Genomic DNA, 15814 nt, shown 5'->3' on the forward strand with positions numbered 1-15814 from the left:
GTTTATATCATGGGTTTTAAATGTGGCATCGTTGGTCTACCAAACGTTGGTAAATCAACTCTGTTCAATGCACTAACAAAAGCTGGTATCGAAGCAGCCAACTTTCCTTTCTGTACTATCGAGCCAAACACAGGTGTGGTTCCGGTGCCGGATCTCCGTATGGATGCACTGGCAGAAATCGTAAAACCGGAACGTGTACTACCAACAACCATGGAATTTGTAGATATTGCAGGTCTGGTTGCCGGTGCATCGAAGGGAGAAGGGCTGGGAAATAAATTTCTGGCAAACATCCGTGAAACAGATGCTATCGGTCACGTTGTACGCTGCTTTGAAAATGAAAATATTGTTCATGTTGCCGGAAAGATCTCCCCACTGGATGATATTGAAATCATTAACCTGGAACTGGCTCTGGCCGATCTGGATACCTGTGAACGTGCTATTCAGCGTCAGGCAAAACGTGCCAAAGGCGGTGATAAAGACGCAAAATTTGAAATTACAGTACTGGAAAAACTGCTTCCGGTTCTGACTGAAGGCGGCATGGCTCGCAGTGTTGAATTAGCAAAAGAAGAGCTGGCGGCTATCGCTTACCTGAACTTCCTGACACTGAAACCAACCATGTATATTGCTAACGTCAATGAAGATGGTTTCGAAAACAATCCGTATCTGGATATGGTTCGCGAACACGCAGAAAAAGAAAATGCCGTAGTTGTACCGGTTTGTGCTGCTATTGAGTCTGAACTTTCCGAACTGGAAGATGAAGATCGTGAAGAATTTCTGGCAGACATGGGCATTGAAGAACCAGGGCTGAACAGAGTTATTCGCTCCGGTTATGATCTATTAGCTCTGCAAACATACTTTACTGCTGGTGTAAAAGAAGTACGGGCATGGACAATCCCTGTCGGCGCGACCGCTCCTCAGGCAGCAGGTAAGATCCACACTGATTTTGAAAAAGGCTTTATCCGAGCTGAAGTTGTCGGTTATGACGATTTTATCCAATTCAGAGGTGAAAGCGGTGCAAAAGAAGCCGGGAAATGGCGTCTGGAAGGTAAAGACTACATCGTAAAAGATGGCGACGTAGTACATTTCCGCTTTAACGTATAACGTTACTAAGTTGTTTCAGCCCGTCATTCTGCTATCAGACTGACGGGCTTTTTTTACACAAAAAATAAAATTTCTCTCGTCGGGAACTCAAAGAAGCCTATACAACCGTATGCCCACAAGCATATTTCTGCCGCTTTTTGATCACAAAAACCCCTCTTTGTTTAAAATTAAAGCGAACAGCCCTAAAAACCTAATTTATTCGAAAAAACAGTTGACGCTTTTCCTGCAGATCCGCATAATGCGCTCCGTCCTCGGCACTGAGTTATTCAGTTGTCAGGAAAATAAAAAATGGCTACGTAGCTCAGTTGGTTAGAGCACATCACTCATAATGATGGGGTCACAGGTTCGAATCCCGTCGTAGCCACCATTTCCTGAGTACTTTTACTTTCATACAGAAGATAAGAGTTTTCAGGAAATTATGCGGAAATGGCGGAATTGGTAGACGCACCAGATTTAGGTTCTGGCGCCGTAAGGTGTGAGAGTTCAAGTCTCTCTTTCCGCACCATATTAAGAAATATTTATTGGATATTTCTGTAGGGCTATCGCCAAGCGGTAAGGCAACGGGTTTTGATCCCGTCATCCCCTGGTTCGAATCCAGGTAGCCCTGCCATTTTATATGATGGGTGATTAAAGAAAATCATCCTGACAGTGAAATTAGCACTGTCATTAGAGCTGAGATTGTATTATATTGTCTCGCTCAATTTAGATGGCTACGTAGCTCAGTTGGTTAGAGCACATCACTCATAATGATGGGGTCACAGGTTCGAATCCCGTCGTAGCCACCATTAATTTGTTTATTAGTTTTTACCAATTAACTGATAAACCTGTAGAAATTTGAGACGCGGAAGTGGCGGAATTGGTAGACGCACCAGATTTAGGTTCTGGCGCCGTAAGGTGTGAGAGTTCAAGTCTCTCCTTCCGCACCATCTCGAAGTTCTACACAATAAAACCGAATATGCGGAAATGGCGGAATTGGTAGACGCACCAGATTTAGGTTCTGGCGCCGCAAGGTGTGAGAGTTCAAGTCTCTCTTTCCGCACCATATTCAGAGTTAGTTCTTTGAACTATCTGCAGGGCTATCGCCAAGCGGTAAGGCAACGGGTTTTGATCCCGTCATCCCCTGGTTCGAATCCAGGTAGCCCTGCCATTTTATACAATGGCTGAAAAGAGAACGAGCATGTACTCTTCAGTTGTTGGAATTTAATAAAATACACAACCATAATGCGGTGGTGGCGGAATTGGTAGACGCGCTAGCTTCAGGTGCTAGTGTCCGCAAGGACGTGAGGGTTCAAGTCCCTCCCTCCGCACCAAGTTTAATACTTGAAAGGTTGTTTAATAGGGCTATCGCCAAGCGGTAAGGCAACGGGTTTTGATCCCGTCATCCCCTGGTTCGAATCCAGGTAGCCCTGCCATTATTCTGTTTCTCCGGAAACATCAAAGTGGCTACGTAGCTCAGTTGGTTAGAGCACATCACTCATAATGATGGGGTCACAGGTTCGAATCCCGTCGTAGCCACCATTAGTTTGTTCTTCAGCTTGTACCTTCTGGCTAACAAACACAGAATATAATATGCGGAAATGGCGGAATTGGTAGACGCACCAGATTTAGGTTCTGGCGCCGCAAGGTGTGAGAGTTCAAGTCTCTCTTTCCGCACCATATTCAAAGTTAGTTCTTTGAACTATCTGCAGGGCTATCGCCAAGCGGTAAGGCAACGGGTTTTGATCCCGTCATCCCCTGGTTCGAATCCAGGTAGCCCTGCCATTACAATTTCTTATCGGTATCCAATTCAGCCGGTGAGGATATAAGATCAATGCGGAAGTGGCGGAATTGGTAGACGCACCAGATTTAGGTTCTGGCGCCGTAAGGTGTGAGAGTTCAAGTCTCTCCTTCCGCACCATTATTCAGAAACCCCGATGATTATCATCGGGGTTTCTTCTATTACAACCCCACTGCATATTTCAGAAGCTGCTTTTTCAGTACTCCTGCATTATCCGTGACTTTTAATAGCACATTCCTTAATAGCTTCAGAGGCAAAAGGGTATTACTGAAACCGACATAGAACAGATCCATGCCGCTCTGCATCAGCAAATTATCTGCGCGACGCTTTCTCTCATAACGCATTAGCATATCATCGTTGTCCCACTGTTCATTATCCAACACATCCAGCAAAACGTTCACATCCTTAAAACCCAGATTGACTCCCTGCCCCGCCATAGGATTAATGGTGTGTGCTGCATCTCCAATCAAGACACAGCGGGATTTATAATAAGACTGGGCATGCCTCCGGGTAAGAGGAAAACTGGCACATTTCAGTACGGTTATGTCTCCCAGCTCGCCGGGAAACTGCGCTTTTATCTGTTCTCCCAACTTAGGTAGTGTCAATTGCAATAGCTGCCGGATACGTTGCGGGGAGTCGTACCAGACCAACGATCCCTGTTGCCCCGGTAAGGGAAGGAAGGCTCTGGGTCCGGATGGCGTAAACCACTGCCATGTTATGTCCTGCTGAGGTAACTCAGTTTCTACATTTATCAGCATACAATGCTGCCGGTAATCCCATGCTGTAATACCGATTCCACACTGTTGACGAACCTTTGAATTTGCACCATCAGCACCGACAACCAGCCGGGAATGCAGTTGCAGTCCGGACTCCAGCACCACAATGTCCGTTTTTTCTCCCAAAATAACTTTATTCAGGCGATCAGGACAAAATACCTCCAACGTTGGGCACGTCGAGAACTGTTGCCACAAGCCTAATTGAATAAGACGATTCTCTACAATAAAACCAAGTTCATCGAGCCCCAGTGAAGCTGCGTCAAAATGTACTCTGCATCCGGCTTCCTCCCAGGTTTCCAGTCTGCGGTAAGGACAACACCGCATCGACTGAACTGATGCCCATGCACCCAAGGTTTTCAGCAGCGATACCGACGCATAGGAAATAGCTGATACACGAGAATCCATAGCCTGATCTGCAGAAAACGGGACCGGTTCATCCCCTTCAACCAATGCAACACGTTTTCCCTGTTTAGCCAGTCCCAAAGCTACTGCCGCTCCAACCATGCCACCACCGATAACGGTGACATCAAAAGTCTCTGTCATAAACCATTATTACCTGCCGAATTTACCTGCTTTCTATTGTACCCGAATCTGGGAATAATATTCACATAACCCCTTACAGAACAGGGTCTTTAAACGAATTTCCGTTAGTTTTACAGCACCTCTGGTCAGGTGGTTTTTAAAGCAGTACAATACGCGGCTTGCCGGGATAATCGGTTATTTGTGACGAATACCATTCATCACACAAGCAATGTTGTTATACATAATTTTTAATACAAATAGTTACGAGCGAATGTAAGATGAGTAAGAAACTTCTAATTAAAACCTGGGGCTGTCAGATGAATGAATACGATTCATCCCGAATGGCTGACCTTCTCAGTGAAACAGGTGGCTATGAGCTGACAGAAATAGCGGAAGAAGCAGACGTTTTATTACTTAACACTTGTTCGATTCGTGAAAAAGCTCAGGAAAAAGTGTTCCATCAACTGGGACGCTGGAAAACCCTGAAAGATAAAAAAGACAATATCGTTATTGGTGTTGGTGGCTGTGTTGCCAGTCAGGAAGGCGAACATATCCGCGAACGAGCTCCGTTTGTGGATGTTATTTTCGGTCCTCAGACTTTACACCGGCTACCGCAGATGATTAAAGAATCACAAAGTGAACATGCACCGGTTATTGATATATCGTTTCCTGAAATCGAAAAATTTGATCGCCTTCCGGAGCCTCGGGCAGAAGGCGCAACTGCTTATGTCGCGATTATGGAAGGCTGCTCGAAATACTGTACTTACTGCGTTGTTCCGTACACCCGCGGTGAGGAAATCAGCCGTCCGATGGACGATGTGCTGTTTGAAATCGCCCAGCTAGCTGAACAGGGTGTTCGTGAAGTGAACCTGTTGGGTCAGAACGTAAATGCTTACCGCGGCCCGACTTATGACGGCGATATCTGCTCCTTTGCAGAACTGCTGCGTATGGTTGCTTCCATTGACGGTATTGACCGTATTCGCTTTACAACCAGCCATCCGCTTGAATTCACCGACGACATCATTGCTGTCTATGAAGATACACCAGAACTGGTCAGCTTCCTGCATCTGCCAGTGCAGAGCGGTTCAGATCGGGTTCTGACTATGATGAAACGTCCGCAAACAGCCATCGAATATAAGTCGATTATCCGTAAGCTGCGTAAGGCTCGCCCGGATATTCATATCAGTTCAGATTTTATCGTCGGTTTCCCGGGTGAAACAGATGCAGATTTTCAGGCGACCATGAAGCTGATCCGTGATGTTGACTTTGACATGAGTTTCAGTTTTATCTTTTCTCCCCGCCCGGGAACACCTGCGGCTGACTATCCGTGTGACCTGTCAGAAGAGACCAAAAAACAACGCCTGTATGAACTGCAACAACAGATCAATTCTCAGGCAATGCGCTATTCCCGCCAGATGCTGGGTACAGAACAGCGTATACTTGTAGAAGGTCCGTCGAAAAAAGATTTGATGGAACTGCGCGGACGAACCGAAAACAATCGTGTCGTTAACTTTGTCGGCGCAGCCGATCTGATTGGTCAGTTTGTTGATGTCAGGATCACGGATGTGTTCCCTAATTCACTGCGCGGTGAACTTATTCGTACAGAAGAAGAAATGGGTCTGCGTAGCATTATGTCTCCGTCAGAAATGATAGAGAAGACCCGTCGTGAAGATGAGCTAGGTGTCAGTACTTTTACACCATAGCCCATCAGCATATGATGGCCTGAGCCCGGTCACAATCGGGCTCAATATGGCATATTGAGAGGCAAATTTGAGTAATAAAATCATCACTCTGGATATTGATCTGGAACCATCCGATAACCGTCGTCTGGCCAGCCTGTGTGGTCCCTTTGACGATAACATCAAACATCTTGAACGCCGTCTTGGTGTAGAAATTAATTACCGTGGTAATACATTCTCTATCGTGGGTAAACCACATACAGCCGCAGCAGCTCTGGATATTCTGAAAACCATCTATGTGGATACGGCACCGGTACGCGGAGCGATTCCGGATATTGAACCGGAACAGATCCATCTGGCGATAAAAGAATCCGGTGTCTTAGAACAAAATATCGAATCGAGTATCCAGCACGGTAAAGAAGTTTTTATTAAAACTAAAAAAGGGGTTATCAAGCCCCGGACTCCTAATCAGGCTCAGTACCTGATGAACATGGTCACCCATGATATCAGTTATGGTATCGGCCCTGCTGGTACAGGAAAAACGTATCTTGCTGTTGCGGCGGCTGTCGATGCGCTGGAACGTCAGGAAATTCGTCGTATCCTGCTGACCCGTCCAGCAGTTGAAGCCGGTGAAAAACTCGGTTTTCTGCCCGGCGATCTGAGCCAGAAAGTCGACCCGTATTTACGTCCGCTCTATGATGCTCTATTCGAGATGCTGGGCTTTGAACGGGTAGAAAAGCTGATCGAGCGCAACGTAATTGAAGTGGCACCTCTGGCCTATATGCGAGGCCGGACTCTGAACGATGCCTTTATTATTCTGGATGAAAGCCAGAACACCACCGTTGAGCAGATGAAGATGTTTTTGACCCGTATCGGCTTCAACTCCCGGGCAGTGATCACTGGTGACGTGACTCAGATAGATCTGCCGCGCGGAGCTCGATCTGGTCTGCGTCATGCGATTGAAGTGCTCTCCGATGTAGAAGAGATCAGCTTCAACTTCTTTCAGGCCGATGATGTCGTCAGACACCCTGTCGTCGCGCAAATAGTCAATGCCTATGAAAAGTGGGAAGCGAAAGATCAAAAAGATCGTAAAGAAGCAGAACAGCGTCGCCGGGAAGAACGGGAAACCAAACTTCTGGAAGCTCAACAAACCGAAAGACATACAGGTAACAATTAATGGCCATTCTACTGGATCTACAACTGGCAACAGAACAGACCGATAATCTGCCGGCAGAGCCGGACTTTCAGCACTGGCTCGCTTTTGCTGTCAGCCGCTTTCAACAGGATGCCGAAGTCACCATTCGTCTGGTTGATGAACAGGAAAGCCACGCTTTGAACCTTGAGTATCGTGGAAAAGATAAACCCACTAATGTGCTGTCATTTCCGTTTGAAGCCCCTCCGGGTATAGAACTGGATCTGCTTGGTGATCTGGTGATCTGTAAACAAGTTGTTGAAAAAGAAGCACAAGAGCAAAATAAACCCTTACCTGCACATTGGGCGCATATGGTTGTACATGGTGCGCTTCATCTGTTAGGTTATGACCATATTGACGATGAAGAAGCAGAAGAGATGGAATCTCTGGAAACGGAAATCATGCAGTCAATGGGGTTCGACGACCCGTATGCCGCAGAAAAGGACCTGTATTAGGTCAGATCCGGTCAAAAACCAGATTCAGTTAGACCCAGGTTCAGTTAGACCCAGGTTCAGTTAGACATAGGTACTACGGCTCGATGTGAGCTATCACACATCTGATAGCATTAATGAATGAGATGATATGAACGAAGAGAATTCGCCCTCGCAGGAAGGTCCGAGTAGAAAGTCCTTTCTGGAACGTCTGGCACACATGTTTCAGGGAGAACCCAAAGATCGTCAGGAACTGGTTGATGTTATCCGGGACTCTGAAATTAACGATCTGATCGACCATGATACCCGGGATATGCTCGAAGGGGTGATGGAAATTTCAGAAATGCGGGTTCGGGATATTATGATCCCAAGAGCCCAGATAGTGACTGCTGATAAGACCCATGATCTTGATGCACTGGTCGCCTTAATAACCGATGCTCAGCACTCCCGCTATCCGGTGATCAGTGAAGATAAAGATCACGTTGAAGGTATTCTGCTGGCGAAAGATTTACTTAAATATCTAGGTTCCGACAGTGAACCTTTCGATATCGAACAGGTGATTCGTCCTGCAGTAGTTGTACCGGAGAGTAAGCGGGTTGACCGCCTTCTGAAAGAGTTCCGGGAAGAACGCTATCACATGGCTATCGTAGTTGATGAATTCGGTGGAGTTTCCGGTCTGGTTACCATCGAGGATATTCTGGAAGAAATCGTCGGTGAAATTGAAGACGAATTCGACGATGAAGATGAAATTGATATCCGAAAACTCAGCAAGCACACCTATTCAGTAAAAGCTCTGACAACCATTGAAGGTTTCAATGCAACTTTTGGCACTCACTTTAGTGATGATGAAGTAGATACTATTGGCGGTATTGTCATGACCAGCTTTGGTCACCTTCCTTCACGGGGAGAAGTCGTTGATATCGAAAGATACAGTTTTAAAGTCACTTCTGCCGACAGCCGTCGTATCATTCAGCTGCAGGTGACTGTGCCAAATGAAGAAACACTTCCTTCAATGGAAGAGTAACCGGTATACTGATCAGCAAGGATAACTCTCGGTATCAGCCGGAATAACAAAGAAAAATAGATGCTTACATTAAATCATCCTGTAATGCGGCCTATACTGGCCGCATTTGCCGGTGCCCTGACAACTCTCGCATTTACCCCTTATCAATACTGGCCGCTGGCAATATTCAGCCCGCTTATCCTGTTCCTCCTGTTGCATAACATTCCTGTCAAAACAGCGTTTTTGTGCGGATTTGCCTGGGGAATTGGCCAGTTTGCTACTGGTATCAGTTGGGTACATGTCAGCATCGATAATTTCGGCGGACTACCAAAGACAGCCAGTCTGGCTCTCATGGCTTTGCTGATCAGCTACCTGGCTCTTTATCCGGCTCTGTTTGCTGCCCTTCTGAACCGTTTTTTCCCTTCAGGCAAAGTACGTTACCTGTTTGCTATTCCGTCTCTCTGGCTCGCTTCTGAACTGGCAAGAGGCTGGGTATTTACCGGTCTTCCCTGGCTCTGGCTCGGCTACAGTCAGATCGATAGCCCGCTGGCCTCTTTCGCACCGGTCGGCGGCGTGACCCTGATTACCTTTGTCACCATTTTGACGGCATCTGCACTGGCAATATTTATCCAGTCCAGATGCTGGCAATGGATAGCCCTGCCAGTCGCCGTGTTTATGCTGGCAACAGGACTAAGTACCGTAGAATGGGTTGTGCCTGACCCCGACAGTAGTACTTCTTTTGCGTTGATACAGGGAAATATTGCACAAGAGAAAAAATGGTTACCAGAAGAACGCTGGCCAAGCATTATGAAATATACCGACCTGAGCCGGGCTAACTGGGATGCAGATATTATCATCTGGCCTGAAGCTGCCATTCCTGCGATTGAACGGGATATAACCAGTTTTCTGGGTAATCTCGACTCGGCCGCCCGAATGAACCATAGCGCCCTGCTGACAGGAATAATCAATTTTATAGACGGACATTATCTTAACAGCATTCTTCCTCTGGGAGAGGTACCTGACGGCGAATACAATTATCTGTCCCAAAGCAGATATAACAAATACCATTTGTTACCGTTTGGGGAATTTGTTCCGTTTGAAGAGATTCTCCGCCCAATTGCACCACTGTTTAACTTACCTATGTCATCATTTAGCCGGGGAGACATGATCCAGAAAAATGTGGTAGCCAAAGGACGCCATCTGGCTCCGGCTCTTTGCTACGAAATTATTTTCGGTGATCAGGTCCGACAGAATATTACGCAAGATACCGATTTTATTCTTACCCTGTCCAACGATGCCTGGTTCGGCCACTCTATCGGCCCGCTACAACATATGGAAATCGCCCGAATGCGAGCACTGGAAAATGGTAAACCACTGATCAGATCGACAAATAACGGGGTTACCGCCATCACTGACTATCATGGTAAAATTATCGCTCAGGCACCTCAGTTTGAGACACAGGTGCTAAGAGCGACAATCAGTTCTACTACAGGGCTAACGCCTTATACCCGGTTTGGTAACTGGCCGTTAATAGGGCTTATTGCAATGGGTTTGGGAATCATGGGGCTGCAGAAAAAAGCCGGAGACTAAAAACTACGGCTTCAGCGGAACCCGGGTAAACTCCTCACAACCACACTGACTACACGGTCCAATAATTGTCGGATGGTTATACTGTATTTTATGGCCGCATTTTTCACATACCAGATTCCCCAGACCAATTACATCTCCGGCCCTGTATATGCCCTGATGTTCCAGATCCTGAAATAGCTCCATCCATTCTACCCGGGTACGGTCGGTAATATCTAATAATCCCTGCCAGATAGAATTGGCGATCATCAGATAAAATGGCCCGGATTTACTTTCTTCAAACTCCTCGGCAAACTCTTTCAGATCCGACTTAAGGTAGGCAGAAATTAATGCCAGTTCATCTTTCGTCATTGTGCTGGCAGCGTGTGCCACTTCACCGGATGTTTCCAACACATGGTTCAGCTCTTCGGGGCTCTGCTTCAGGGTTTCAACTACTTCTGCAAACTTTTCTTCATAACCGGATGTACGCTTTGGCATTTTCCACCTCCGTGCATCGACATTTTCAGTTGTTGCCAGTGCTTCCTTTAGGTATTCTATGCGGATCTGACATTATCTGATCTAACCGATCTCACATATTCCACGATAACCGGAAATCATCGATGCAAGACCAATACAATCCACAAGATATTGAACAAAAAGTTCAGAAACACTGGGACGACAACCAAACTTTCGTCGTAACTGAAAACGCTGATAAAGAGAAATTCTACTGTCTCTCAATGTTCCCATATCCGAGTGGCCGCCTGCACATGGGTCACGTGCGTAACTACACTATCGGTGATGTTGTTTCCCGTTTCCAGCGCCTTAAAGGTAAAAACGTTATGCAGCCAATCGGCTGGGATGCGTTTGGTTTACCGGCAGAAAATGCGGCGGTTAAGAATAAAACCGCACCTGCACCATGGACCTATGAAAATATAGAGTACATGAAAAACCAGCTTAAGCTTCTGGGCTTTGGCTACGACTGGAACCGTGAATTTGCAACCTGCACCCCTGAATACTACCGCTGGGAACAGGAATTTTTTACCAAACTGTACAAAAAAGGTTTGGTTTATAAGAAGACCTCTTCTGTTAACTGGTGTCCGAATGACCTGACAGTCCTGGCTAACGAACAGGTTGAAGATGGTCGTTGCTGGCGCTGCGATACTCTGGTAGAGCAAAAAGAAATCCCGCAATGGTTTATCAAGATTACTGCTTATGCTCAGGAACTGCTGGATGATCTGGATAATCTGGATGGCTGGCCTGAGATGGTTAAAACCATGCAGCGTAACTGGATCGGCCGTTCTGAAGGTGTTGAGCTTAAGTTTGACGTAACAGGCTACGGTGCTCTTGAAGTCTACACTACCCGACCGGATACCCTGATGGGAGTTACCTATGTCGGTATCGCTGCCGGCCATCCGCTGGCCGAAAAAGCAGCAGAAAGTAATCCGGAACTGGCAGCATTTATCGAAGAGTGTCGAAACCATAAAGTTGCTGAAGCCGAGCTGGCCACTATGGAGAAAAAGGGTATGGCTACCGGCCTTACCGCAATTCATCCGCTAAACGGCCGTGAAGTACCGGTTTACGTCGCTAACTTTGTACTGATGGACTATGGTACAGGTGCAGTTATGGCAGTACCTGCTCATGACCAGCGCGACTACGAGTTCGCCACTAAATATGGTCTGGATATCCTCCCTGTAATTAATCCTGCTGACGGCAGTAAGCTGAACGTTTCCGAAGCTGCTTATACAGAAAAAGGGATCCTGTTTAATTCCGGCGAATTCGACGGAATGGACTTCCAGACAGCCTTTGATGCTATTGCAGCGAAACTGGAAACAGAAGGCCACGGCCATAAAACCGTCAACTTCCGTCTGCGAGACTGGGGGGTCTCCCGTCAGCGTTACTGGGGAGCACCTATCCCTATGGTAACCACGGACGACGGCGAAGTGCATCCGGTAGCAACCGATCAACTGCCGGTCATCCTACCGGAAGACGTGACTATGGACGGTGTAACCAGTCCAATCAAAGCAGATAAAAGCTGGGCAGAAACCACCTTCAACGGAGAGCATGCTCTGCGTGAAACCGATACCTTTGACACATTTATGGAGTCATCCTGGTACTACGCACGTTACTGTTCACCCAAAGCAGATGCAATGCTGGATTCAGAAGCAGCAAACTACTGGCTGCCGGTTGACCAGTATATCGGTGGTATTGAACACGCCTGTATGCACCTGCTGTATTCCCGCTTTTTCCATAAACTGCTGCGTGATGCAGGTATGGTCAACAGCGATGAGCCGTTTAAAAAGCTGCTTTGTCAGGGTATGGTGCTGGCAGATGCCTACTACTACACCAATGACAAAGGTGCCAAAATTTGGGTATCTCCGACGGATGTCACGGTTGAACGTGATGAAAAAGGCCGGATCATTAAAGCTATCGATACCGATGGCAATGAAGTGGTTCACTCCGGCATGACAAAAATGTCTAAGTCGAAAAACAACGGTATCGATCCACAGGAAATGGTTGATAAGTACGGTGCAGATACAGTACGTCTGTTTATGATGTTTGCTTCTCCTGCTGATATGACTCTTGAATGGCAGGAATCTGGTGTTGAAGGTGCCAACCGCTTCCTGAAACGCGTATGGAAACTGGTAAAAGAGCACACTGAACAAGGTTCTGCCGAAGAGGTTAATGTCGCTGAGCTGTCTTCCGATCAGAAAGCACTGCGCCGGGACGTACATAAAACTATCGCAAAAGTCAGTGATGATATTGACCGTCGTCAGACATTCAACACCGCTATTGCCGCCATTATGGAACTGATGAATAAGCTGGGTAAAGCCCCTCAGGAATCCGGGCAGGATCGTGCTATTATGGATGAAGCACTGAAAGCAGTCGTTCGTATGCTGTATCCGATCACCCCGCATATCTGTTTCGAGTTGTGGGAAGCTTTAGGTGAAGCAGCCATCGACACAACAACCTGGCCGACTCACGATGAAACCGCACTGGTTGAAGATGAAAAACTGATTGTCGTACAGGTGAACGGTAAGTTGCGAGCCAAACTAACCGTTGCAGCAGATGCCAGTAAAGAGCAAGTTGAAGCTCTTGGCCTTTCTGACGAAAATGTTGCCAAATTCACCGAAGATAAAACCATCCGTAAGGTGATTTATGTTCCGGGCAAACTGCTGAACATTGTTGCGAACTAATCGTTTATACAAAGGTCAATAAAAGGGTGTGTTTGCACCCTTTTTATTTGTATTCTATGCATATTCGTATCCTATATAGAGAGAAATTTTGTGAAATCTGCTTTCCCTGCTTTGTCATATAAGCTCATTGTCGCTCTGCTTATCACCAGCACCCTTTCCGCTTGTGGTTTTCACCTCCGGAGTGCTTACCTGATCCCGGAAGAAATTTCTGAAATTTCCATCACCAGTTTCGATCTCTATTCCAAACTGACTCGTGATATCGAAGCCCAGATAAGAATGAACGAAGTTCGTATCGTGGAACCGGCAGAAGATATCGTCAATCTGCATCTGATCAGTGAAAGCCTCAGTACAAAAACGCTCTCCCTGTATCAGAACAGCAGCGCAGCAGAAATAGAAATGCTCTATACCGCCAAGGCGCAAGTGGTCATCCCTGGAGTTGGTGAAAAAACCTTCACCACAGTGGTTAACCGTAATTATCTGGAAAACCCGCAAACAGCACTGGCGAAATCAACCGAAAAAGATCTGTTAACCGATGAAATGCGGGCTCAGGCAGCCAGTCAGATCATTCGCCAGATGGCACGTTTAAGAGCAGAAATGACCGCTGTAGATACAAAACAACCTGCTCCGGCTACTGGCCGTACCCGGTTGAATTAGGTGCATTGAAGTCTGCATGCGTATTTTTGCCGACAAGCTGCCCGCTCAGTTACAGCGCCAGTTGCAGAACGTATATCTGATATTTGGTAATGAACCTCTGCTGCTGTCAGAAAGTCGCGATGCTATTTACACAGCAGCAAAAGCTGCCGGATATCTGGAAAAATTCTACTTTTCTGCCGATGCCCAGTTAGAATGGGATCAGGTTTTCGACTGCTGTCAGGCACTGAGCCTGTTTTCCAGCCGGAAAATTATCGAACTTGAAATCCCGGAATCCGGGGTTAACGCTGCCACAGGTAAGGCTCTGCTTGAGCTGTCTGCGTACCTGAATCCGGATGTCATACTGATACTGTTCGGCAACAAACTGACCCGGCAGCAGGAAAGTACCAAATGGTTTAAGACACTACATCAACAGGGGGCATGGGTCAGTTGCCTGTCTCCCGATATCCAGCGTCTTCCGCAATTTGTACGCTTCCGCTGTCAAAAACTCGGTCTGTATCCAGATGATGAAGCACTGCAGATGCTAGCACAATGGCATGAAGGCAATCTGCTTGCTCTGGTACAAAGTCTGGAAAAACTGGCGCTACTCTACCCGGATGGGAAGCTGACTCTGGTTCGCCTGGAAGAAGCACTTAATCGGCATAACCACTTTACCCCTTTTCACTGGGTTGATGCCCTGCTTGCCGGGCAACTGAACCGTGCTCAACGCATTTTGCGTCAGCTACAGGCCGAAGGTACTGAAGCCATCATTTTACTCAGGACACTGCAAAAAGAGCTGCTTCTGCTCATCAGCTATAAGCGTGAACTGCAATCTATGCTTCCGGGACAGTTATTTGATAAGCATCGCGTCTGGCAGAATAAACGTCCACTGTACAATGCAGCGTTACAACGCCTCACCCCCGGCCACCTGAATCGGATTCTGAAGCTGTTGACTCAGGCTGAAATCATAGCAAAAACTCAATATGAACAGTCCCCCTGGCCATTGATTAGCCAGATCTCGCTTGAACTCTGTTCACCGGAAGCAGCGAAGGTAATACCACTCCCTATAGAAAGTTAAACAGTGATATACTTTGCCGCTGAATATTCGGGCTTCGGCCCTTGTCATCAACTAAGTAAACAGAGGTATCACTTTGCAACGTGATGAGCTAAAAGATTTTCTTGCCGATAAAGCCGATGATATGAAAGCCGAAAATATCATAACCCTTAACGTTATTGATAAATCCAGCATTACTGATTATATGATTATCTGTACAGGAACATCAAAACGACATGTAACATCCATTGCAGACAAAGTTGCTACCGAAGCTAAAAACATTGGTCTGACCCCTTATGGTATGGATGGCGAACAGGAAGGAGAATGGGTTGTTGTGGATATGGGCAGTGTGATGCTGCATGTGATGCAGGAAGAACAGCGCAACCTTTATCAACTGGAAAAACTCTGGAGCTAAGTGTTGAGAATTCAGCTTATTGCCGTTGGTACCAAAATGCCTAAATGGGTAGAAGAGGGTTTTCAGGAGTATCGCCGCCGTTTCCCGCACGATATGCCTCTGGAGCTGGTTGAAATTCCGGCAGGTAAACGAGGAAAAAATGCAGATATTGCAAGAATTCTGCAAAAAGAAGGGGAAGCCATGCTCGCTGCCGTGCCAAAAGGCAACCGAATTGTTACTCTGGATATTCCCGGTAAGCGCTGGGATACTGAACAGTTAGCAGAGCAACTGGAAAGCTGGAAACTGGACGGACGGGATGTCTCTATCCTGATTGGCGGCCCCGAAGGGCTGTCTCCGGCGTGTAAAGCTTCAGCGGACCAAAGCTGGTCACTTTCTCCCCTCACACTCCCTCACCCACTGGTCAGAGTCGTGATGGCTGAAAGTTTGTACCGTGCATGGAGCATTACCGCCAACCACCCATATCACAGAGAATAA

Annotated in this window: 13 protein-coding genes and 13 tRNA genes; 24 read left to right on the forward strand and 2 right to left on the reverse strand. The window is 46.8% G+C overall.

Translation table 11 applies throughout. From position 1 onward, the window contains the following. The first annotated feature begins 9 nt into the window (after nt 1-9). From ychF to CSW98_RS10680, 14 genes are all read left to right on the forward strand, one after another. Complete coding sequence (ychF, locus tag CSW98_RS10610; RefSeq protein ID WP_100800468.1) at nt 10-1101, forward strand: redox-regulated ATPase YchF; 1092 nt, start codon at nt 10-12, stop codon at nt 1099-1101. Between the two features lie 290 nt (nt 1102-1391). Beyond that, nucleotides 1392-1468, forward strand: a tRNA-Met gene (locus CSW98_RS10620). Between the two features lie 53 nt (nt 1469-1521). After that, nucleotides 1522-1606 (forward strand) — tRNA-Leu (locus CSW98_RS10625). 30 nt (nt 1607-1636) lie between these two features. Beyond that, nucleotides 1637-1711 (forward strand) — tRNA-Gln (locus tag CSW98_RS10630). Between the two features lie 98 nt (nt 1712-1809). Continuing rightward, nucleotides 1810-1886: transfer RNA gene (locus tag CSW98_RS10635), tRNA-Met, on the forward strand. A gap of 56 nt (nt 1887-1942) precedes the next feature. After that, nucleotides 1943-2027 (forward strand) — tRNA-Leu (locus tag CSW98_RS10640). 31 nt (nt 2028-2058) lie between these two features. After that, nucleotides 2059-2143 (forward strand) — tRNA-Leu (locus CSW98_RS10645). Between the two features lie 30 nt (nt 2144-2173). After that, a tRNA-Gln gene (locus tag CSW98_RS10650) sits at nt 2174-2248 on the forward strand. Between the two features lie 76 nt (nt 2249-2324). Then, nucleotides 2325-2411 (forward strand) — tRNA-Leu (locus CSW98_RS10655). Between the two features lie 27 nt (nt 2412-2438). Then, a tRNA-Gln gene (locus CSW98_RS10660) sits at nt 2439-2513 on the forward strand. Between the two features lie 29 nt (nt 2514-2542). Further along, nucleotides 2543-2619, forward strand: a tRNA-Met gene (locus tag CSW98_RS10665). A 53-nt stretch (nt 2620-2672) separates the two neighbouring features. Beyond that, nucleotides 2673-2757 (forward strand) — tRNA-Leu (locus CSW98_RS10670). A 30-nt stretch (nt 2758-2787) separates the two neighbouring features. Beyond that, nucleotides 2788-2862, forward strand: a tRNA-Gln gene (locus CSW98_RS10675). A 51-nt stretch (nt 2863-2913) separates the two neighbouring features. Next, nucleotides 2914-2998: transfer RNA gene (locus tag CSW98_RS10680), tRNA-Leu, on the forward strand. A gap of 41 nt (nt 2999-3039) precedes the next feature. Here the strand turns inward: CSW98_RS10680 and CSW98_RS10685 are convergent. Beyond that, the gene (locus CSW98_RS10685) at nt 3040-4197 is read right to left on the reverse strand and encodes a 2-octaprenyl-3-methyl-6-methoxy-1,4-benzoquinol hydroxylase (RefSeq protein ID WP_100800470.1); all 1158 of its coding nucleotides are present in this window, start codon (nt 4195-4197) and stop codon (nt 3040-3042) included. A gap of 257 nt (nt 4198-4454) precedes the next feature. Between CSW98_RS10685 and miaB the strand changes: the two genes are divergently transcribed. The 5 genes from miaB to lnt all read left to right on the forward strand — a co-directional run bounded on the left by miaB (nt 4455) and on the right by lnt (nt 10071). Then, a complete protein-coding gene (miaB, locus tag CSW98_RS10690) occupies nt 4455-5879 on the forward strand; it encodes a tRNA (N6-isopentenyl adenosine(37)-C2)-methylthiotransferase MiaB (RefSeq protein ID WP_100800471.1) in 1425 nt (474 codons plus the stop codon). A 67-nt stretch (nt 5880-5946) separates the two neighbouring features. Continuing rightward, nucleotides 5947-7032, forward strand: coding sequence for a PhoH family protein (locus CSW98_RS10695; RefSeq protein WP_100800472.1), 1086 nt, complete (start codon nt 5947-5949; stop codon nt 7030-7032). After that, complete coding sequence (gene ybeY / locus CSW98_RS10700; RefSeq protein ID WP_100800473.1) at nt 7032-7502, forward strand: rRNA maturation RNase YbeY; 471 nt, start codon at nt 7032-7034, stop codon at nt 7500-7502. The genes CSW98_RS10695 and ybeY overlap by 1 nt, the downstream gene beginning before the upstream one ends. Nucleotides 7503-7629: 127 nt before the next feature. Further along, nucleotides 7630-8502, forward strand: a complete 873-nt coding sequence (corC, locus tag CSW98_RS10705; RefSeq protein WP_100800474.1) for a CNNM family magnesium/cobalt transport protein CorC — start codon at nt 7630-7632, stop codon at nt 8500-8502. A gap of 60 nt (nt 8503-8562) precedes the next feature. Further along, the gene (lnt, locus tag CSW98_RS10710; RefSeq protein WP_100800475.1) at nt 8563-10071 is read left to right on the forward strand and encodes an apolipoprotein N-acyltransferase; all 1509 of its coding nucleotides are present in this window, start codon (nt 8563-8565) and stop codon (nt 10069-10071) included. Between the two features lie 3 nt (nt 10072-10074). Here the strand turns inward: lnt and CSW98_RS10715 are convergent, their stop codons facing one another. After that, a complete protein-coding gene (locus tag CSW98_RS10715) occupies nt 10075-10545 on the reverse strand; it encodes a zinc ribbon-containing protein (RefSeq protein WP_100800476.1) in 471 nt (156 codons plus the stop codon). Between the two features lie 122 nt (nt 10546-10667). Between CSW98_RS10715 and leuS the strand changes: the two genes are divergently transcribed. The 5 genes from leuS (at nt 10668) to rlmH (ending at nt 15814) form a co-directional block, all read left to right on the forward strand. Beyond that, complete coding sequence (gene leuS, locus CSW98_RS10720; RefSeq protein ID WP_100800477.1) at nt 10668-13241, forward strand: leucine--tRNA ligase; 2574 nt, start codon at nt 10668-10670, stop codon at nt 13239-13241. Nucleotides 13242-13331: 90 nt separating this feature from the next. Continuing rightward, complete coding sequence (locus CSW98_RS10725) at nt 13332-13895, forward strand: LPS-assembly lipoprotein LptE (protein WP_157810383.1); 564 nt, start codon at nt 13332-13334, stop codon at nt 13893-13895. 16 nt (nt 13896-13911) lie between these two features. Further along, nucleotides 13912-14949 (forward strand): DNA polymerase III subunit delta, encoded by a 1038-nt coding sequence (gene holA, locus CSW98_RS10730; protein WP_100800479.1) that lies wholly within the window; start codon nt 13912-13914, stop codon nt 14947-14949. A gap of 73 nt (nt 14950-15022) precedes the next feature. Continuing rightward, nucleotides 15023-15340 carry a ribosome silencing factor gene (gene rsfS, locus CSW98_RS10735; protein WP_100800480.1) on the forward strand — a complete coding sequence of 106 codons (318 nt, stop codon included), beginning with the start codon at nt 15023-15025 and terminating at the stop codon, nt 15338-15340. A gap of 3 nt (nt 15341-15343) precedes the next feature. Continuing rightward, nucleotides 15344-15814, forward strand: coding sequence for a 23S rRNA (pseudouridine(1915)-N(3))-methyltransferase RlmH (gene rlmH / locus CSW98_RS10740; protein WP_100800668.1), 471 nt, complete (start codon nt 15344-15346; stop codon nt 15812-15814).

The organism is Vibrio sp. HA2012, assembly GCF_002812955.1.
GTDB lineage: Bacteria > Pseudomonadota > Gammaproteobacteria > Enterobacterales > Vibrionaceae > Vibrio.